Source organism: Pseudomonas gingeri, assembly GCF_013385635.1.
GTDB lineage: Bacteria > Pseudomonadota > Gammaproteobacteria > Pseudomonadales > Pseudomonadaceae > Aquipseudomonas > Aquipseudomonas gingeri_A.
In genome coordinates this window covers 66464-87218 of the sequence record NZ_JACAPR010000015.1, presented here as the reverse complement: position 1 = coordinate 87218, position 20755 = coordinate 66464, and the positions used below count along the sequence as shown (strand labels likewise).

At 63.3% G+C, this 20755-nt stretch carries 16 protein-coding genes; 5 read left to right on the top strand and 11 right to left on the bottom strand.

What is annotated here, in order from left to right; genetic code table 11:
* Window positions 1–224 precede the first annotated feature (224 nt).
* Entirely contained in the window at window positions 225–1508 is a 1284-nt protein-coding gene (locus HX851_RS43760; RefSeq protein WP_177063006.1) for an aspartate aminotransferase family protein, read from the bottom strand.
* 104 nt (window positions 1509–1612) lie between these two features.
* On the opposite strand from HX851_RS43760, the gene HX851_RS43755 reads away from it, so the two are divergent.
* Window positions 1613–2542, top strand: a complete 930-nt coding sequence (locus HX851_RS43755) for a LysR family transcriptional regulator (RefSeq protein ID WP_177063005.1) — start codon at window positions 1613–1615, stop codon at window positions 2540–2542.
* A gap of 232 nt (window positions 2543–2774) precedes the next feature.
* On the opposite strand, the gene HX851_RS43750 is transcribed toward HX851_RS43755, so the two are convergent.
* From HX851_RS43750 to bioB, 10 genes are all read right to left on the bottom strand, one after another.
* Window positions 2775–4553: an acyl-CoA dehydrogenase C-terminal domain-containing protein gene (locus HX851_RS43750; protein WP_177063004.1), complete on the bottom strand. Its 1779-nt coding sequence runs from the start codon at window positions 4551–4553 to the stop codon at window positions 2775–2777.
* A 279-nt stretch (window positions 4554–4832) separates the two neighbouring features.
* Window positions 4833–6629: an acyl-CoA dehydrogenase C-terminal domain-containing protein gene (locus tag HX851_RS43745; protein ID WP_177065410.1), complete on the bottom strand. Its 1797-nt coding sequence runs from the start codon at window positions 6627–6629 to the stop codon at window positions 4833–4835.
* 90 nt (window positions 6630–6719) lie between these two features.
* The gene (locus tag HX851_RS43740; RefSeq protein WP_177063002.1) at window positions 6720–8015 is read right to left on the bottom strand and encodes a GGDEF domain-containing protein; all 1296 of its coding nucleotides are present in this window, start codon (window positions 8013–8015) and stop codon (window positions 6720–6722) included.
* Between the two features lie 248 nt (window positions 8016–8263).
* Window positions 8264–10069: a phenylacyl-CoA dehydrogenase gene (locus tag HX851_RS43735; RefSeq protein WP_177063001.1), complete on the bottom strand. Its 1806-nt coding sequence runs from the start codon at window positions 10067–10069 to the stop codon at window positions 8264–8266.
* Window positions 10070–10474: 405 nt separating this feature from the next.
* Entirely contained in the window at window positions 10475–10768 is a 294-nt protein-coding gene (locus HX851_RS43730) for a pyrroloquinoline quinone biosynthesis protein PqqE (RefSeq protein ID WP_177063000.1), read from the bottom strand.
* 107 nt (window positions 10769–10875) lie between these two features.
* Window positions 10876–11571, bottom strand: a complete 696-nt coding sequence (gene bioD / locus HX851_RS43725; protein WP_177062999.1) for a dethiobiotin synthase — start codon at window positions 11569–11571, stop codon at window positions 10876–10878.
* The gene (gene bioC / locus HX851_RS43720; protein ID WP_177062998.1) at window positions 11568–12380 is read right to left on the bottom strand and encodes a malonyl-ACP O-methyltransferase BioC; all 813 of its coding nucleotides are present in this window, start codon (window positions 12378–12380) and stop codon (window positions 11568–11570) included. The genes bioD and bioC overlap by 4 nt, the downstream gene beginning before the upstream one ends.
* On the bottom strand, window positions 12373–13104 hold the full coding sequence (locus tag HX851_RS43715) for an alpha/beta fold hydrolase (protein WP_177065408.1): 732 nt from the start codon (window positions 13102–13104) through the stop codon (window positions 12373–12375). Before HX851_RS43715 ends, bioC begins: the two co-directional genes overlap by 8 nt.
* Window positions 13097–14287, bottom strand: coding sequence for an 8-amino-7-oxononanoate synthase (gene bioF / locus HX851_RS43710; protein WP_177065406.1), 1191 nt, complete (start codon window positions 14285–14287; stop codon window positions 13097–13099). The genes HX851_RS43715 and bioF overlap by 8 nt, the downstream gene beginning before the upstream one ends.
* 147 nt (window positions 14288–14434) lie before the next feature.
* On the bottom strand, window positions 14435–15490 hold the full coding sequence (bioB, locus tag HX851_RS43705) for a biotin synthase BioB (RefSeq protein ID WP_177062995.1): 1056 nt from the start codon (window positions 15488–15490) through the stop codon (window positions 14435–14437).
* A 92-nt stretch (window positions 15491–15582) separates the two neighbouring features.
* Between bioB and HX851_RS43700 the strand changes: the two genes are divergently transcribed.
* The 4 genes from HX851_RS43700 (at window position 15583) to HX851_RS43685 (ending at window position 20622) form a co-directional block, all read left to right on the top strand.
* A complete protein-coding gene (locus HX851_RS43700) occupies window positions 15583–16320 on the top strand; it encodes a ComFC family protein (protein ID WP_177062994.1) in 738 nt (245 codons plus the stop codon).
* A 199-nt stretch (window positions 16321–16519) separates the two neighbouring features.
* Window positions 16520–17284 carry a TOBE domain-containing protein gene (locus HX851_RS43695; RefSeq protein ID WP_177065404.1) on the top strand — a complete coding sequence of 255 codons (765 nt, stop codon included), beginning with the start codon at window positions 16520–16522 and terminating at the stop codon, window positions 17282–17284.
* Window positions 17285–17441: 157 nt separating this feature from the next.
* Complete coding sequence (locus tag HX851_RS43690; protein ID WP_177062992.1) at window positions 17442–19343, top strand: PhoX family protein; 1902 nt, start codon at window positions 17442–17444, stop codon at window positions 19341–19343.
* A 304-nt stretch (window positions 19344–19647) separates the two neighbouring features.
* Window positions 19648–20622 (top strand): serine/threonine protein kinase, encoded by a 975-nt coding sequence (locus tag HX851_RS43685; protein ID WP_177062991.1) that lies wholly within the window; start codon window positions 19648–19650, stop codon window positions 20620–20622.
* Window positions 20623–20755 lie beyond the last annotated feature (133 nt).

The window sequence follows — 20755 nt, the reverse complement described above, 5'->3', positions numbered from 1 at the left end:
AATCCTTCTCCATAAAACATACCACTGGGTGGTATATAAATTCAAACCCGTCGTGACGCTGCCTGCCGAACGGCAACGCCCCTCCGCACCGTCGCTGTGCGCCATGGCCCGGCTGAAATGCCGCCGACAAAAAAACACCCCGTGCCAAAAGAGTCAGGCACAGGGCGACGCGTTATACCGCGAGACGGTTCTGGAATGGGTTCAGGAAAGGGCGCCGCCATCTGTCAGACGGCAATACCCTTGCGGCATTGCACCTGGGCGGTACGCACCCGGGAGAATGCGCGGGCCAGCCGTAGCAGCATCTCGTCGATAGCGCCCTGGCTGACAGTCAGGGCCGGGGAAAAACGCAAGCAGCCCGAGGTCGGCGCATCCAGCAACAAACCTTCATGCCGGGCAGCCTTGACCACCGCGTCCGCCGAATCATCGCTCAAGGTCAGTCCCCAGAGCAGTCCGGCACCGCGCAGTTCACCATGGTCGTAACGCCGGGCCAGGCGACTCAGGCCCTGTTGCAGGTACTGCCCCCGATCGGCCACGTCGGCGAAGAAACCGCCTTCGAGCAGAGTGTCGACCACCGCCAGGCCGGCCGCGCTCATCAAGGCATTGCCATGATGGCTACCGCCGATTTCACCGGACTCGAAACAGCAAGCCTTGCCTCGGGCCAGCAAGGCGGACAACGGTGCGCCACCGCCCAGCCCCTTGCCCAGCGCGATGATGTCGGCCTGCACGTCATAGAGTTGTTCGGCCAGCAGACTGGCGCAACGCCCCATCCCGGTCTGGACCTCATCGAAGATCAGCAGGATGCCCAGCTCCCGGCACAGGCGCTCCACACCCTTGAGATACTCCTGCGTGGCTGGCGTGACCCCAGCCGCGCTCTGGATCGGTTCGAGCATGATCGCCACGGTCTTGGCATCGACCGCCGCGTGCAGCGCCGGCAGGTCATTGAATGGCACCTGGCTGAACCCCGGCAACTGCGGTTCGAAACGGTTGCCGAAGCAATCCTGCCCGGACGCCGACATCGCCCCGAAACTGCGACCATGACAGGCGTTGCCCGCCGTGATGATCCGGTAGGCACCGCCGCGATGCAGTTGGCCCCACTTGCGCGCCAGCTTGATCGCTGCCTCACAGGCTTCGGAGCCGCTGTTGAGAAAGTACGCCTGGTCACTGCGGGTGCCGCGACACAGGCGATCAGCCAGCTTCGATTGTGCCGGGTTATGAAAACCCGCACCGGCATTGATCAACCCATGGGCTTGGTCAGCGAGAGCCCGGGCCAGTACGCCGGGGCTGTGACCGAGACTGTTGGTCCCGCCGCCCTGGCTGAAATCCAGGTAGGCGCGATCCTCGCTGTCCCACAACCATGAGCCCTGGCCACGGACAAACACCGGGCTCGGCCGCTCAATCGCCGGCATCAGGTATTCACTGGGTGCTTTGTCATGCCGAGGAGAAGTCCGGAAGTCGGCGGTCAGATCATCCAGGCTCGGCTGCGGCCGACGCAGTTTGAACAGATTCATGCGCAGCTCTCTGGCCCTGTAAGCCTTGTGAATTGGGGTTAGACTAGGCCTCTCCGGCGTTCACGGCCATTTCGATTTTCGAACACTTTCGATAAGTTCTGCTTATGGATTTCAAGCAACTGCGTTATTTCGTCGCGGTGTATGAAGAAGGGCATGTCGGGCGCGCCGCCGAACGACTGTCGATCTCCCAGCCGGCCCTGTCGCAGCAGATACGCCATCTGGAACACCACCTGGATGTCAGCCTGTTCGAGCGCAGCAGTAAACGTCTGTTGCCCACCCTGGCGGCCCATACCCTGTACAACCACGCCTTGCCGTTGCTGGACGGCATGCAACGGGCCCGCGATGCCCTGCGCAACTTCCAGGGCCAGGCCCTGCGCACCATCGCCATCGGCGTTCTGCAGACCGTGCATACCAGCCTGGTGCCGCAGATGCTCGAGCGGGTGCGCAAGGCCCAGCCTCACCTGGTGGTGCAGATCTACGAATTGACCGGCATGGAAATCGAAAGGCGCCTGCTCAACGGTTCGCTGGATATCGGCATCAGTTATCTGCCACCGCGCCAGCCGGGTCTGCACGGCCTGCCGCTGTATGAAGATGAACTGCAACTGGTGATCCCCGCCGACCACCCGCTGCGTGAATTCAAGAAGGTCTCCGTCAGCCAGGCGGCGGAACTGCCGATGCTGTTGCTCGGCGAAGAGTTCCAGGTCCGACAGATCTGGCAGGCACAGCTAGCCAACCTGGGCCGTCGACCGCAAGTGCAGGCCGAGCTGAACACCATGGCGGGGATTCTCGACAGCCTGCCGCACACGCGCCTGGCGACCGTGCTGCCCGGTCGCTCGCGGGACGAACACGACGATCAGGCACTGCTCTGGAAGCCGCTGACCGAACCGCGGGTGCTACTGAAGGTCGGTCTGGTGTGCCGGGATGTACAGCGGCAACAAGCCACACTGGAATTACTGCGCACTATGCTGGAGGACGTGACACACAGCCCGGGCGGGCATCTGTCGGGAGCGACGGGGCTCGAAGGCCTGAGCTGAGGAAAACTTTTTCGCGGGCAAAAGAAAACCCCGCCGAAGCGGGGCTTTGCAGACTGTTTCCCTGACATCCCTTTCTCTCCACCATCCTGGCGGAATCCTACGTGTCCCTGTTGTTGCTTTTGAGCTTCCTGCTCGACGTCCTTGATTTGTAGGTTAACCCTGGATCCAATCCGGCGATATGGGTAAACAGCAGCACGTTATGTAAGCAAATGCTTACGCGAAAAACGAAGCGTCAGAACTGCTCGGCATCCAGCAGGAACAGCGATTCGCTGCCCGCTTTCACTGACGCTGTCAGCGAGTGAATACGCGGCAACAGGCGTGCGAAATAGAACCGCGCGGTGCCCATTTTGCTCGCGTAGAACGTCTCCTCGGTCTCCTTGCCCAAGGCCGCCTTGGCCATCAGCGCCCACATGTAGGCATAGGCGGTATAGCCAAAGGCTTGCAGGTATTCGACTGATGCCGCACCGATCTCGTCCGGGTTGGTCCGGGAGCGATCCAGCACCCAGGCCGTCAGTTCATCGAGGTTGTCCACCGCCGCCGCCAGGGGCTGGGTGAACTCGTTCAGGTCAGCGCTCGCGGTGTCGATGAAATGGCGTATTTCCTCGGCAAACAGCCGGTAGTAGGCCCCACCGCTGCCGACGATCTTGCGCCCGACCAGGTCGAGGGCCTGGATACCGTTGGTGCCCTCGTAGATTTGCGTGATGCGCACATCACGCACCAGTTGCTCCTGGCCCCACTCGCGGATATAGCCGTGACCACCGAAGATCTGCTGGCCGTGCACCGTGGTTTCCAGACCCAGGTCGGTGAGGAACGCCTTGGCCACCGGCGTCAGCAAGGCCACCAGCTCATCGGCACGCTTGCGGGTCGCCGCGTCTTCGCTGAACTTGGCGGTATCCAGTTGCATCGCCACATAGGTGGAGAACGCCCGGCCGCCTTCGTTTGCCGCCTTCATGGTCAACAACATGCGCCGTACATCAGGATGAACGATGATCGGGTCGGCCACTTTATCCTTGGCCTTGGGCCCGCTCGGCGAACGGCTTTGCAGGCGGTCACGGGCATACTCGACCGCGTTCTGGTAGGAACGCTCACCCGAGGCCAGACCCTGGATGCCGACACCCAGGCGTTCGTAATTCATCATGGTGAACATCGCGGCCAGGCCCTTGTTCGGCTCGCCGATCAGATAGCCCACGGCTTCGTCGAAGTTCATCACGCAGGTGGCGGAGGCCTGGATGCCCATCTTGTGCTCGATGGAGCCGCAATTCGCTGGATTGCGCGCGCCGAGGCTGCCATCGGTATTGACCAGGAATTTCGGCACCAGGAACAGCGAGATGCCTTTGGGACCTGCCGGCGCATCCGGCAGCTTGGCCAGGACCAGGTGAATGATGTTTTCGGTCAGGTCGTGCTCGCCGCCGGTGATGAAAATCTTGGTACCACTGATCTTGTACGAACCATCGACCTGCGGTTCGGCCTTGGTACGGATGATCCCCAGGTCGGTACCGGCATGAGGCTCGGTCAGGCACATCGAGCCGGCCCAGACACCGGCGTACATGTTCGGCAGATAGGCCGCCTTGAGTTCTTCGCTGGCGTGGGTGTTGATCGACACGCAGGCGCCGGCCGTCAGCATCGGGTACAGGCCGAAAGCGAGGCTGGAGGAGTTGATCATTTCCTCGACCTGGGCCGAGACGGCCTTGGGCATGCCCATGCCGCCGAAAGCCGGATCGCCGCCGACACCGACCCAGCCACCTTCGGCATAGGTCTGGTAGGCCTGGGGAAAACCGGCTGGCGTGGTGACCGCGCCATTGTCCCAGCGGCAGCCCTCTTCGTCGCCACTGCGGCTCAGCGGCGCAATGCTCTTGGCGGTGACCTTGCCGGCTTCCTCGAGAATCGCCTCGACGGTTTCCGCGTCCACGGTCTCGGCCAGGGCAGGCAACTGGGCCCAGAGATTGGCGACCTCGAAAACTTCATTGAGGACGAAGCGCATATCGCGCAGGGGCGCTTTGTAGTCAGCCATGGCAAACCTCGCAGGATCTAAAACGATACGGCCCACGCGGGGCCGATTTCCGAAGGTTTGAGTGTACCCGAACAACTTTTGCGACACATAGGGTCGGGATGTGACGTTTTTGTTATTTTTGGTCACCGAACAAGGATTGAAGTCATGTGGCGCCTGTCAGGACGCCTTCGCTGGCAAGCCACCCCACAGGTCTGGTGCCGCCTGCGACCGTTCAGGATCGACTCACACACTGTGTGAGCCGGCTTGCCGGCGATGAGGCCCTCAAGACCCACCGCTCGCCTACAGGGCAAACAACTCCGCCGGCAAACGCATCAGGCAATCGCTCCCTGCCTCCACCGCCGCCCGGTGAGCAGCGGTACGCGGCAGCAGCCGCTTGAAGTAGAACTCGCAGGTCGCCAGCTTGCCCTGGCAATAATCCGCGTCGCCGCTGCCGTCCTCCAGCTGTGCCAGGGCGACCAGCGCCATGCGCAACCATAGGTAGGCGAGGATGATGTAGCCGCTGTACATCAGGTAATCCAGCGCCGCCGCGCCTACCTCGTCGGGGTTCTTCATCGCGGCCATGCCGACCTGCATCGTCAGGTCGCCCCATTGCCGGTTCAGTTCATCGAGCTGCGCCACATGGTTCTGCAGTTGGGGATGCCCGGCATTCGCCGCGCAGAATTTGTGCACGATCCGGGTGAAGCCGCGCAGCAGTTTGCCCTGGCTGCCGAGCACCTTGCGGCCCAGCAGGTCCAGCGCCTGGATGCCATTGGTGCCTTCATAGATCGGCGCAATCCGGCAATCGCGCACCAGTTGCTCCATCCCCCACTCGCGAATAAAGCCGTGGCCGCCAAACACCTGCATGCCATGGTTGGTCACCTCCAGCCCGGTCTCGGTCATGAAGGCCTTGCAGATCGGCGTGAGGAACGCCAACAGGTCCTCGGCTTCCTGGCGCTGCTCAGGCTGCGCCCCGAGGTGGGCGATATCGAGCCACTGCGCGGTGAAATAGGTCAGTGCCCGGTTGCCCTCGTTGAAGGCCTTCATGGTCAGCAGCATGCGCCGCACATCCGGGTGCACGATGATCGGATCAGCTACCTTGTCCGGGGCTTTCGGTCCGCTCAACGCACGCATCTGCAAGCGGTCGTTGGCATACTTCACCGCACCCTGGAAGCTCGCTTCCCCAAGGCACAGGCCCTGCATCCCGGTGCCGAGGCGCGCATGGTTCATCATGGTGAACATGCAGTTGAGCCCCTTGTTCGCCTCACCGATCAGCAAGCCCTTCGCTTCATCGAAGTTCAGCACGCAGGTGGCCGAGGCCTTGATGCCCATCTTGTGTTCGATCGAACCGCAGCTCACGCCATTGCGCGGGCCGGCATCACCCACCGCGTCCGGCAGGAACTTGGGCACGATGAACAGCGAGATGCCCTTGGTGCCCGCCGGTGCATCCGGCAGCTTGGCCAGCACCAGGTGCACGATGTTCTCGCTCATGTCGTGCTCGCCGGCGGAGATGAAGATCTTGCTGCCGGACAGCGCATAACTGCCGTCGGCCTGGGGCACGGCGCGGGTCTTGATCAAGCCGAGGTCGGTGCCGCAATGGGCTTCGGTCAGGCACATGGTGCCGGTCCAGGTGCCGGCGGTGAGCTTGCTCAGGTAGGTGTTTTTCTGTTCAGCGGTACCGTGGGCATGGATCGCCGACATGGCGCCATGGGTCAGCCCGGGATACATGCCCCAGGACGTGTTGCTGGAACCGATCATCTCGCTGATCACCAACCCCAGCGAATGCGGCAGGCCCTGGCCGCCGTATTCCGGATCGGCCGCCAGACCGTGCCAGCCACCTTCGACGTACTGGGCAAAGGCCTGCTTGAAACCCTGCGGCGTGGTCACCACGCCATTGTCGAAGTGACAGCCCTCCTCATCGCCGGAGCGGTTCAGTGGCGACAGCACCTGCTCACAGAACTTCGCGCCTTCCTCGAGGATGGCCGCGACCATGTCGGGACTGGCATCGCTGGCACCCAGGCGGTCGTAATGAGCGTGGAAATCGAAGACATGGTCGAGCAGAAAGCGCATGTCGCGTAGCGGGGCTTTGTATTCAGGCATGGTCGTTTCTCCGGCAGCAGATCATTCAACCTACTGCCGTGCCCCGCCCCCGGACAATCACAGTCCAGTCGCTGAATGCGCCGCCATAACTCAGCCGACAGCTTCGCCCGTGCGTATGGCGCCACGGCGCGAGGTCTGCCCCGCGGCCATCACGCAGTTGCGGCCGGCACCCTTGGCGGCATAGAGCGCCTGGTCGGCGGACTTGAGCACTTCTTCCGGGGTACGCTGGTCCTGCTGGCGCTCGGCGACACCGATACTGACCGTCACCGAGACACTCGTTGCCGCGCTTCCCGCGCGACGCTGGCGACCTTGCTGGTCGTCCTGCGGGCGATTTTCCGGGTTGCGCAGATGGATGTTGTAGTTGGCGATGACTTCACGGATCACCTCCAGGTGCGGCATGCACTCTTCCAGGCTCTTGCCGGCGAATACCACCGCAAACTCCTCGCCACCGTAACGGTAGGCGCGGCCGCCGCCGCTGACCTTGGCCAGCTTGCTCGCCACCAGGCGCAGCACCTGGTCACCGACGTCATGGCCGTGGGTGTCGTTGAATTTCTTGAAGTGGTCGACGTCGGTCATCGCCAGCACATAGTTGCGTCCCAGGCGCTGCATGCGCTCGTTGAGCGCGCGACGCCCCGGCAGGCCAGTCAGCTCATCGCGGAACGCCATCTGATAGGCCTCGTGGGCCACCGCCGCGGCGATCATCAGCATCACCTGGCTGCACATGATGTTCAGGGTGAACGGCAGGATAAAAGTCATGGGCAGCATCCAGAACAGCCCCAGGAGGCCGATCAACTGGGCCGCGTGCAAAGGCCGCGGGCTACGCCAGTACTGCACCGCCAACAGCAGGAATGCCGCCAGGAAGACCGGGTAGGACAACTGGATCAGACTCATCCAGGCCCCGTGCAACGCCGGCCAGCGGATCTCCGCCAGCCAGCCGAGCAGGGCGTCCGGATAGCTTTGCTCCAAGCCCAGGGCGACGCTGCCCACGGCCAGCAGCACGGCAAACCGCGCCACCATGTCCTGGAACAGATGCGTGCGTTCCTGCCAGGCACCGAACACACCGAACAGCAGCGGCAGCAACAGGCAGACCAGATGGAAAACCACTGCGGCGTCTTCGCGGACCTTGCCATGGTCGCGGTAGTAATCAGCCTGCGTGGACAGCAGGAAATAGGCGATATACACCGTGAGCATCAGGAACAATTCGCGCTGACGTCGATACACCGCGCAATAGGCCCCGCCCAGCAACAGCACCAGGGTCGGCAAGACGTTGAACAGCGAGGTGAAGAAAACGTTGAGATCCTTGACGTAGGCAGCCGCCAGCCCCGCAAGTAACAACAGTAAAGAAGGTAGGAAATGACTGAAATGTACAGCGGAAGAACGCGGCAAGGGTAAAGCTCCGACCGGCTGAATCAAGAGATGGCATTGTGCCTTTATTTGTGCGAGTAAAGCACAAAGAATGTGACATGGATCACGAATGCTCTCTCTTTAACGGCAGGAAGTGGCTTCTTCTTAGTGTTTTGCTCAGGAATATTTATTGGCGCAACCGACGCCATCGCGAGGCTGGAAAATCACCCATGAAAAAGCCGCTTCCCCCGGAAGAGGAAGCGGCTTTTCAGAGGTCAACCCGGCGCGAATCAGTAGCCCAGGCTGAAGTTCTCTTCCTGCATGTCCATCAGGTTGTTGGCACCCGACAGCATGGTTGCAACGTGGGTCCGGGTACGCGGCAGGATGCGCTGGAAGTAGAAGCGCGCGGTCTGCAGCTTGGCGGTGTAGAAGCCTTCCTCGGTGGTGCCGGCAGCCAGTTTCTCGGCAGCCAGGCGTGCCATGTCGGCCCAGAAGTAGGCCAGGCAGGCGTAACCGGAGTACATCAGGTAGTCCACCGAAGCGGCACCGACTTCTTCGCGGTCCTTCATCGCGGCCATGCCCACTTTCATGGTCAGTTCGCCCCACTCCTTGTTCAATGCGGCCAGCGGTGCGACGAACTCGCTGACGGCGGCGTTGCCTTCGTTGGTCTGGCAGAACTTGTGGACGATCTTGGTGAAGCCCTTCAGTGCTTCGCCCTGGGTCATCAGCACCTTGCGACCCAGCAGGTCGAGGGCCTGGATACCGGTGGTGCCTTCGTACAGCATCGAAATGCGGCTGTCGCGAACGTTCTGCTCCATGCCCCATTCGGCGATGAAGCCGTGGCCGCCGTAGATCTGTACGCCGTGGTTGGCGGCTTCGAAGCCGACTTCGGTCATGAACGCCTTGGCGATCGGCGTCATGAACGCCAGCAGTGCGTCGGCTTTCTTCTTCTCTTCTTCGTCCTGGCCGTACTTGACGATGTCGACCTGCTTGGCGGTGAAGTAGACCATCGCCCGGTTGCCTTCGGCGAAGGCCTTCATGGTCAGCAGCATACGACGCACGTCGGGGTGCACGATGATCGGGTCGGCAGCCTTGTCCGGCGCTTTCGGACCGGTCAGGGAGCGCATCTGCAGACGCTCGCGAGCGTACTTCAGGCCACCCTGGAAACCGATCTCGGCGTGGGACAGGCCTTGCAGCGCGGTACCCAGGCGAGCAGTGTTCATGAAGGTGAACATGCAGTTCAGGCCCTTGTTCGGCGGGCCGATCAGGAAGCCGGTGGCCGCGTCGAAGTTCATCACGCAGGTGGCGTTGCCGTGGATGCCCATCTTGTGTTCGATGGAACCGCAGGAAACGGCGTTGCGCTCGCCGACCGAACCGTCGGCCTGAGGCAGGAACTTGGGCACGATGAACAGCGAGATACCCTTGGTACCGGCCGGTGCATCCGGCAGGCGGGCCAGGACGATATGGACGATGTTGTCGGCCATGTCGTGCTCACCGGCCGAAATGAAGATCTTGGTGCCGCTGACCTTGTAGGAACCGTCGGCCTGAGGTTCGGCCTTGGTGCGCAGCATGCCCAGGTCGGTACCGCAGTGCGGCTCGGTCAGGCACATGGTGCCGGTCCACTCGCCGGACACCAGCTTGGTCAGGTAGGCCTCTTGCTGCTCGGGCGTACCGTGCTCGGAAATGGTGTTCATCGCGCCATGGGACAGGCCCGGGTACATGCCCCACGACCAGTTGGCCGCGCCGACCATTTCACTCACCGCCAGGCCCAGGGACTCCGGCAGGCCCTGGCCGCCGTGAGCCACGTCATGGGCCAGGCTTGGCCAGCCGCCTTCGACGAACTGCTTGTAGGCTTCCTTGAAGCCGGTCGGCGTCTTCACGCCCGACTCGCTCCAGGTGCAGCCTTCGGTATCACCAACACGGTTCAGCGGAGCCAGGACCTGTTCACAAAACTTGGCGCCTTCCTCGAGGATGGCGTCAACCATGTCCGGGGTAGCGTCCTGGCAAGCCGGCAGGCTCTGATAGTGCGCTTCGTAGCCGAGCAGTTCGTCACGAACGAAGCGAATATCACGCAAGGGGGCCTTGTAGTCAGGCATAGCGATAAACCTCTGCTGATGAAACCTGGAATAAGCGACCGCGTCGATTTGCCACGCCGGTCAAACAGTTGTTTGAAACATACGTTTGCGCTCAAATCTTGTCAAGCATCGTTCATAAGCCATTCGTCATACATGACAGACGAACACGCAGGAAAAGGCCTGCGGCCTGAAGGGCAGCGGCTGGCGATAAGTTAAGGATAGTCGAGGGAAAAGGGGCTTTGGCTCAGCAGGATTATCGGCGCAGGGCAGGACGCGGAGCGTCCGGGGAGCCATTCCCACGGAGGCCGTGGGAACGATCCACAGGGTCCGTATTCGCTTCGATCGTTCCCCACGCTCCGCGTGGGAATGCAGCCCGTGACGCTCCGCGTCACAGAGACGGACGCAGCAGATCCCGGGTGAAAACGATCAGGCGTAGGTGTCGATCAGCGTGCCCAGCGCCCGGTCGGCGGCCTTCTCGACCTTGGCACCCAGTTCGACCTGAAGCTTGCCCTGGGACATGTCGACCAGGGTGCTCGACAGATCCTGCTGACTGCGATCCACCGACAGCAGGCGCTCGACCTGGACATCGGAAGACTGGCTCTTCACCGAACGTTCGACAGTGGTATTGGCGATCTGGCTCGCGGCCTGATCGACACGGTTCTGCCCAGACTGAATAGTGCTCAGACCGGCATAAAAAGCGGTGTTTCCTGAGATTTCCATGGGCGAACTCAACTGTACGAAAGAGTAACAGGGCTCATTGAAGCAGACCTGCCGGAAAAAGGCCCGTCAAAAACACTAATGGCACAATGCCTCGTGATAGGCAAAACCTAGCCCTGCCAATCCAGGTCCAGCAAGTCCAGTTGCAGATACGCCGCCACCGCTTCGGCCGTGGCCGCCTTGAGCTTCGGCACTCGCCCCAGGCACGGCGCGGGCAACCGCTCCGCCAGCGTTGCGAGATTCTCCTCCAGACGAGAGGTCTTCGGCTCGATGATATTGGCGACCCATCCGGCCAGTTGCAGGCCGTCACGGGCAATCGCCTCAGCGGTCAGCAAGGCATGACTGATGCACCCCAGGCGCACCCCAACCACCAGGATCACCGGCAGCCCCAGGCCCTGGGCCAGATCCGACAGATTGGCCTGGTCCGCCAGGGGCACCCGCCAGCCGCCGGCGCCTTCGATCAAGGTGAAATCGGCATTTCTCGCCAGGACCTCACGCATCGGCCCCAGCAGCGATTGCACGGTCAACGCCACGCCGGCCTCACGCGCCGCCAGATGCGGCGCGATGGCCGGCTCGAACGCCACCGGATTGACCTCGGCATAGGTCAGCGGCACCGAGCACTCGGCCATCAACGCCAGTGCGTCGGCGTTGCGCAGGCCCTTGGGCGTCACCTCGCAGCCGGAGGCCACCGGCTTGCCGGCCGCCGTGCTCAACCCTGCCGCCCGTGCGGCATGCAACAGGCCCGCGGCGATGGTGGTCTTGCCGACGTCGGTATCCGTGCCGGTGACGAAATAGGCTGCACTCATAGCGGCTTCTCCAGCACGGCATAGACCACTTGATAGGTCGCCGGCAAACCCTGTTCCTGGCGAAATTGCTCGTAGGCATTCATCAGGCCGAGAATCCGTGCCCGGCCCGTCAACCCGCCCGGTCGCCCGGGATTGAGGTTATGCGCGCCCAGCGCCTTGAGTTCATGGGTCAGGCTGCGCACATCCGGGTAGTACAGGACCTGCGGCCGGCTTTCCAGGCTCAGCACCCGCAAGCCGCTGGCCGCGCACAGGCGCTCGTAATCGGCGAATGCACGGAAGCGGTTGACGTGGACCATGCCGTCCACCGCCCGCCAGCTTTCGCGCAACTCGTGCAAGGTGCCGACGCACAAACTGGCAAAGGCCATTACGCCACCTGGCTGCAGGACCCGACGGGCCTCAGCGAGCACTGCCGCGAAATCCGCGCACCATTGCACCGCCAGGCTGGAAAACACCAGCGCGCAGCTCTGCGTCTGCAGCGGCAAGCGCTCTGCATCACCGGCGATAAAATGTCGGGCGCCACCCAGGGGCCGGGCGTGTTCAAGCATGCCCTCGGCGATATCCAGCGCCAGCCCCTGCGCCTCGCCGAATCGAGCCCCCAGGGCACGGGTGAAATACCCGGTGCCGCAACCGACATCGAGCCAGCGCGACGGCTTCAGCGGCGCCGGCAAACGCAGTAACAGTTCATGGCCGACATCGCGCTGCAACTCGGCAACGCTGTCATAACTGGCTGCCGCCCGGGAAAACGAAGCCGCGACCTGACGCTTGTCGGGCAGGCCGCCCGGCAACGGCGGATGGGAAAGATCAGTCATCACCGGACTCATGCAGAAAAGCCTGGATAGCCCCGGCCACTCCGTGGGGGTCCTCCAGAAGAAAGGCGTGGCCGGCCTGCTCGATCAGACCGATTTCAACATCCGGCAACAGCGCCAGCAACGCACCCGCGGCCTCGGCCGGGACCAGGCCATCGAGCCCGGCGAACAGATGCAGTTGCGGCCCACGGTAGGCTTGCAGGGCTTCGCGGGTGTCCAGTTGCGCGAGCACTTCCAGGCCGCTCAGCAACACCGCAGCCGAGGTGTTCGGCGCGCCACTGGACAACAACCGCGATTGCCCGCGCGGGTCCGCGCCACCCTGGGCACACAGCAGGCTGAAGCGCTTGAGCGTCGCCTGGGGCTGCTCGCGACAGCCGGCCAGGAACTGATCGAACGTCTCGTTGGCCATCGCGTCGGGCCAACCGTCGCCGACGACAAAACACGGGTTGCTGGCCAAGGTCAGCAAGCCGCAGCAACGATCGCCACGGCGCGCCGCCAACTCCGAGGCGAGCATCCCGCCCAGGGACCAACCGCCCAGCCAGGTGTTCTCCGGCAAGGTCGCATCCAGTTCATCGAGCCACTCCGCCAGATCGCTGGAGTCCAGTTCCGGCAAGGGTTCGACTTCCACCCGCAAGCGCTCGTCCAGCCCGCGCAAGGCAGCCGCCAGCGGCTCCAGCGGTGAAACACCGAGGCCCCAACCGGGCAACAGGATCAGACGATCACGCATGGTGTGGCTCCAACGGCTCATGGGGACCCAGCAACCTGGAACATTCTGCCAATCCTTCTAACAATAGCTGCACCTGCGCCTCACTGTGAGCCGCCGACAAGGTCACCCGCAAACGCGCACTGCCGGCGGGCACGGTCGGCGGACGAATCGCCGTGACCATCAACCCGCGCTCGCGCAGCAACTGCGAAAAACGTATGGCCCGCGCGGCATCGCCGATCAGGATCGGCTGGATCGGCGTAAAGCTGTCCATCAGCGCCAGGCCGATCTGCTGCGCGCCCTCGCGGAACTGACGGATCAGCGCATCCAGGTGCGCCCGGCGCCAGTGCTCGGTACGCAGCAGCTCCAGGCTTTTCAGGGTGGCGCAGGCCAGCGCCGGTGGCTGGCTGGTGGTGTAGATATACGGGCGGGCGAACTGGATCAGGCTCTCGATCAGCTCTTCGCTACCGGCGACAAACGCCCCCGCCGTGCCGAAGGCCTTGCCCAGGGTGCCGACCAGTACCGGCACGTCCTCCAGGCTCAAGCCGAAGTGCTCGACGATACCGCCACCGTTGGCCCCCAGCGGGCCGAAACCGTGGGCATCGTCGACCATCAGCCAGGCGCCCCTGGCCCGGGTTTCACGGGCCAGGGCCGGCAGATCGGCGAGGTCACCGTCCATGCTGAACACCCCGTCGGTAACCACCAGTGTATTGCCGGTGGCCTTTTCCAGGCGCTTGGCGAGGCTCTCGGCGTCGTTGTGCAGATAACGATTGAAACGCGCACCCGAGAGCAGGCCGGCATCCAGCAACGAGGCGTGGTTGAGACGGTCTTCCAGCACCGTGTCGCCCTGCCCGACCAGGGCCGTGACCGCACCGAGGTTGGCCATGTAGCCGGTGGTGAACAGCAGCGCACGGGGCCGCCCGGTGAGGTCGGCGAGGGCTTCTTCCAGCGCATGGTGCGGGCTGCTGTGGCCGATCACCAGGTGCGACGCACCGCCGCCCACGCCCCAACGTGCCGCACCGGCCTGCCAGGCTTCGATCACTTGCGGGTGATTGGCCAGGCCCAGGTAGTCGTTGTTGCAGAAGGCCAGTAGCCGCTGGCCGTCGACGACCACGTCCGGGCCCTGCGGGCTTTCGAGCAGCGGCCGCTGGCGATAGAGATTTTCAGCACGCCGGGCAGCCAGGCGTGCGGACAGATCGAAGGGCATGAGTGCCTCGCAGATACAATCTCAGAAACACCGCATGACCTTGTAGGAGCCGGGCTTGCCCGCGAAGCCTCTAGCGATCTCAAGGACGCCTTCGCGGGCAGGCCCGGCTCCTACAGGTTCGTGTTCCTGCAGGAAGGACGGTGGGGATCAGACAGCCGCGTTATAGAACTGCTCGCTGCTCTTCTGCTCCACCAGCGCCTGTTCGATGGCCGCCTGGTGCACTTCGTCGGCGTGCTCTTCACGGGCTTCCGGCTGGATGCCCAGGCGCGCGAACAGTTGCATGTCCTTGTCGGCCTGCGGATTGGCGGTGGTCAGCAGCTTGTCGCCGTAGAAAATCGAGTTCGCGCCGGCCAGGAACGCCAGGGCCTGCATCTGCTCGTTCATCGCCTCACGACCCGCCGACAGGCGCACGTGGGATTTCGGCATGAGGATCCGCGCCACCGCCAGCATGCGGATGAAATCGAACGGATCGACATCATCGGCGTTTTCCAGCGGTGTACCGGCGACCTTCACCAGCATGTTGATCGGCACCGATTCCGGATGCTCCGGCAGGTTGGCCAGCTGGATCAGCAGCCCGGCGCGGTCATCGAGGGACTCGCCCATGCCGAGGATGCCGCCGGAGCAGATCTTCATGCCGGCGTCACGCACATAGGCCAGGGTCTGCAGGCGCTCGCTGTAGGTACGGGTAGTGATGATGCTGCCGTAGAACTCCGGCGAGGTATCGAGGTTGTGGTTGTAGTAGTCGAGGCCGGCGTCCGCCAGGGCCGCGGTCTGGTCCTGGTCGAGGCGACCCAGGGTCATGCAGGTTTCCAGGCCCATGGCCTTCACCCCTTTGACCATTTGCAGCACGTAAGGCATGTCCTTGGCCGACGGATGTTTCCACGCCGCGCCCATGCAGAAACGGGTCGAACCGATGGCCTTGGCCCGCGCGGCCTCCTCCAGCACCTTCTGCACTTCCATCAGTTTTTCTTTTTCCAGCCCGGTGTTGTAGTGACCGGACTGCGGGCAGTACTTGCAGTCTTCCGGGCAGGCGCCGGTCTTGATCGACAGCAGGGTCGACACTTGCACGCGATTGGCATCGAAGTGCGCGCGGTGCACGCTCTGGGCCTGGAACAGCAGGTCATTGAACGGCTGGACGAACAGCGCCTTGACCTCGGCCAAAGACCAATCATGACGCAAAGTGGCGGTGATGCTGGCGCTCATCGGCGGAGTTCCTTGTTTTATGCTGGGCAAGCGGCGGGGCAAGCAATACCCACAACCGCGACACGGATGCTCGGCATATTTAAGGAACAGACATGGACTGTCAACCACATAACAAATCTCAGGTTTACATCTGGTTAAAAAACAAACAATCCTGTTTGTTGTGCGATGAACCCGCCGACAGTACCTATCCACTCTGCACACCCTGTGAAAGCGAGCTGCCCTGGCTGCTGGACTACTGCCAGACCTGCGCCCTGCCCCTGCCGATGTCCGGCCTGACCTGCGGCCATTGCCTGAAGCGCCCGCCCGGCTTCGAACAGGTGATCGCCCCGTGGATCTATCGTTTTCCGGTGGACAGCCTGATCACCCGCTTCAAGCACCAGAGCCAATGGCCATTGGGGCGCTTGCTCGCCGAACTGCTGGTCCAGGCACTGCGCGAGCGTTTCGACAGCGGCCTGCCGCGTCCGGACCTGCTGTTGCCGGTGCCCCTGGCGACAAAACGCCAGCGCCAACGCGGCTACAACCAGGCCGCGATGCTGATGAACTGGCTGGGCCAAAGCCTGGAAATCCCCGTTGATGAACACCGTTTGCGGCGTATTCAGGACACAGTGGCCCAACAGGAACTGGATGCCCGGGCGCGCCGCCGCAACCTGCTGAACGCCTTTGCCCTGGTGCCCGGAGCCCAGGTCGAAGGCCTGCACCTGGCCCTGGTCGACGACGTGCTGACCACCGGCGCCACCGCCGAGAGCGTGGCCCGGTTGCTGCTCAAGGCCGGCGCCCGGCGCGTCGACGTCTATTGCCTGGCGCGCACGCCGGCCCCACAAAGCCGCTAGTCGTGGGAGCTGGCTTGCCAGCGATGAGGCCCGTGAGCCTTGTATCGCCTGACCAGCCGCCATCGCCAGCAAGCCGGCTCCTACTAGGCTGTGACTACCTCATATGCAGCGTCGGAGCCCACATGTTGTGGGAGCTGGCTTGACGCCACCGACGCCGAAAGGCACCTTGCCTGGCACCTCTATCGTTCGAAGTTCACCCATGTCCCTGCCCGTCCTGCTGACCCAACACATTGTCCGCCGCCCGCAGCGCATCGCCCTGCTGCAACACATCGCCGAGCAGGGTTCGATCACCCGCGCGGCAAAAAGCGCGGGGTTGAGCTACAAGGCGGCCTGGGACGCCATCGACGAGTTGAACAACCTGGCGCAGAAACCGCTGGTGGAGCGCAGTGTCGGCGGCAAGGGCGGCGGCGGCGCGAAGTTGTCGGCCGAGGGCGAACGGGTATTGCGCCTGTACCAGCGCCTGCAAGTCATCCAGGCCCAGGTGCTGGAAGCCGCCGAGGACGCCAGTGACCTCGACCTGCTTGGCCGCCTGATGCTGCGCACCAGCGCCCGCAACCAGTTGCATGGCACCGTGATCGCCATCGACAGCCATGGCCGTAATGACCTGATCCGCCTGGAGCTGGCCGGCGGCCTGACCCTGCAAGCGCAGATCACCCACGACAGCACCCTCAGGCTGGAACTGGAAATCGGCACTCAGGTGGTTGCCCTGATCAAGGCCGGCTGGCTGGAATTGATCGCCCCGCAGGCGTCGGTAACACCCGGACACAATTGTCTGGGTGGTCTTGTCGAGGAAATCCTGGAGGACGAAAGCGGGCCTTCGGAGGTCAGGATTGCCCTGCCGAACGGGCAAACCCTCTGTGTCTTGGCCGAGCCGGAACAGTTCGCCGCACTCGGCCTGGTGGCGGGAAGCGCGGTGCAGACGCAGTTTGCGCCGTCCTTCGTGTTGCTCGGTACGCCGTTGTGACGCTATCGCCGGCAAGCCGGCTCCTACGGGAAGTAGGCGTTCCTCCATAGGAGCCGGCTTGCCGGCGATCGTTTCAGCAACACGCCCGACTTTTCCCTGCAACAAATCCGTCATCCTCCCTCACTAAGGTGACCGCTTAACCGCAGGGAGCCTGATGATGAAACTACTAGAAGAAAACCAATCCACCGATCTCGAACAGATGGTCGGCCTCAGCCGCCGTGGCTTTATCAGTGCCGGCGCCCTGTGCGGCGCGGCGATGTTCCTCGGCGGCAACCTGCTGACACGCAGCGTGATGGCCGCCAGTATCAACGCCGCCTCCGGCAAGCTGCTGGGCTTCGACAGCATTGCCGCCGCCACCGGCGACAGCCTGACCCTGCCGCCCGGCTATACCTCGTCGGTACTGATCAGTTGGGGCCAGCCCCTGGAAAAAAACGGTCCGGCCTTCGACCCGAGCGGCAACGGCACCGCCCAGGCCCAGGAGGTCCAGTTCGGCGACAACAACGACGGCATGAGCCTGTTCCCGTTCCCCGGCGACGACCACCGTGCGCTGATGGCGATCAATAACGAATACACCAACTACCGCTACCTCTATCCCCACGGCGGCCAGCCGAAATCCCTCGATGACGTGCGCAAGGCCCAGGCCAGCGAAGGCGTATCGGTGATCGAAGTGCGGCGCAAGGGCGAGCAATGGCAGTTCGTCCAGGGCTCTTCCTACAATCGGCGCATCCATGGCAACACGCCGATCAAGTTCGGCGGCCCGGCCGCCGGCCACCCCTGGTTGCAGACCAAGGCCGACAAGCAGGGGCGCAAAGTCCTCGGCACCTTCCAGAACTGCGCCAACGGCAAGACACCCTGGGGCACCTACCTGACCTGTGAAGAGAACTTCACCGACTGCTTCGGCAGCAGCAACGCCGAACAGAAATTCGATGCCGGACAAAAGCGCTATGGCGTGGTCGCCGGCAGCAAGGAAATCAACTGGCACTTGCACGATCCGCGTTTCGACATGGCCCTGAACCCCAACGAACTCAACCGTCATGGCTGGGTCGTGGAGATCGATCCGTTCGACCCGCAGTCCACCCCGGTCAAGCGCACCGCCCTCGGTCGCTTCAAACACGAGAACGCGGCCCTGGCCGAAACCCGTGACGGTCGCGCCGTGGTCTACATGGGCGACGATGAACGTGGCGAGTTCATCTACAAGTTCATCAGCCGCGACAAGATCAACCACAAGAACGCCAAGGCCAACCGCGACCTGCTCGATCACGGCACCTTGTACGTTGCCCGCTTCGACAATGGCGACGGCAACCCGGACCGGCCGAAAGGCGCGGGCGAATGGGTCGAACTGACCTTCGGCAAGAACGGCATCGATGCCAACAGCGGTTTCGCCAGCCAGGCCGAAGTGCTGATCCATGCCCGACTGGCCGCCAGCGTGGTCAAGGCCACGCGCATGGACCGTCCGGAGTGGATCGTCGTCAGCCCCATCGATGGCCAGGTCTATTGCACCCTGACCAACAACGCCAAGCGCGGCGAAGACGGCCAGCCGGTGGGCGGGCCGAACCCACGGGAGAAAAACGTCTATGGGCAGATCCTGCGCTGGCAGGCCGCGGGCAACGATCACGGCGCGTTGCGCTTTGACTGGGACCTGTTCGTGGTCGCGGGCAACCCGGGCGTGCATGCCGGCAGCGCCAAGGGCGGTTCGTCGAACATCACCCCGCAGAACATGTTCAACAGCCCGGACGGCCTGGGCTTCGACAAGGCCGGGCGGCTGTGGATCCTCACGGACGGCGACTACAGCAACGCCGGTGACTTCGCCGGCATGGGCAACAACCAGATGCTCTGCGCCGATCCGGCGACCGGTGAGATTCGTCGCTTCATGGTCGGTCCGGTGGGTTGCGAGGTGACCGGCATCAGCTTCGCGCCGGACCAGAAGACCCTGTTCGTCGGCATCCAGCATCCGGGCGAAAACGGCGGCTCGACCTTCCCCGAGCATCTGCCCAACGGCAAGCCGCGCTCTTCGGTGATGGCGATCCGCCGGGAGGATGGCGGGATCGTCGGCGCCTGATAAACCGAGCCCGAAAACGCCACGAAACCTGTAGGAGCCGGCTTGCCGGCTCCCACAGGGCCCGCGCTGCGCCTTGGCATCGTCACCGGCCGGTCACGACAAGCCCACGCCCACAGATCCTGTGTCGTAAGGCTCTCCTGTAAACGACAGCGTCCATGTGGGAGCGGGCTTGCCCGCGAAGAGGCCCGCACAGCCACCCCATTTTCCAGCCCGCGAAAGGGCTGGTACAGTCACCACACTTCATGGCCCCGGTGCGCTAACATGCTTGGCCGGACGCGGCTACCTGCCGCCCGCAGGAGCCAGTATGTCCCACCCGTTTGAAACACTTACCCCCGACCTGGTGCTCGACGCCGTGGAAAGCATCGGCTTTCTCAGCGACGCCCGCGTGCTGGCGCTCAACAGCTACGAAAACCGCGTCTACCAGGTGGGCATCGAAGGTGGCGAGCCACTGATCGCCAAGTTCTATCGGCCCCAGCGCTGGACCAACGAAGCCATCCTCGAAGAACATCGCTTCACCTTCGAACTGGCCGAGTGTGAAGTCCCGGTCGTCGCGCCGATGATCCACAACGGCGAAAGCCTGTTCGAACACGCCGGTTTCCGCTTCACCCTGTTCCCCCGTCGCGGTGGCCGGGCCCCGGAGCCGGGTAATCTCGACCAACTCTATCGCCTCGGCCAACTGCTCGGACGCCTGCACGCCGTCGGCGCCACCCGTCCGTTCGAACACCGCGAAGCCCTGGGCGTGAAGAATTTCGGCCACGACTCCCTGACCACCCTGCTCGAAGGCAACTTCATCCCACGCAGCCTGTTGCCGGCCTATGAGTCAGTGGCCCGCGACCTGCTCAAGCGCGTGGAACAGGTCTACAAGGAAACCCCGCACCAGAACATCCGCATGCACGGCGACTGTCACCCCGGCAACATGATGTGCCGCGACGAGATGTTCCATATCGTCGACCTCGACGACTGTCGCATGGGGCCGGCCGTCCAGGACCTGTGGATGATGCTCGCCGGTGACCGCCAGGAATGCCTCGGCCAGTTGTCGGAACTGATGGATGGCTACAGCGAGTTCCACGACTTCAATCCCCGCGAACTGGCCCTGATCGAGCCCCTGCGCGCCTTGCGCCTGATGCACTACAGCGCCTGGCTGGCTCGCCGCTGGGACGATCCGGCGTTTCCCCACAGTTTCCCGTGGTTCGGCAGCGAACGTTACTGGGGCGACCAGGTGCTGGCCTTGCGCGAACAACTCTCGGCCCTGAACGAAGAACCGCTGAAATTATTCTGACGGTTGTGGCAGGATTTGCTGACAATAGCGTCTGAAAAGACGCCATCGCCGGCAAGCCAGCTCCCACAGTGGAGAGGTGACAGTCCGTTGCTCTCCAGCCGTTCCCGGAACCTGTAGGAGCTGGCTTGCCAGC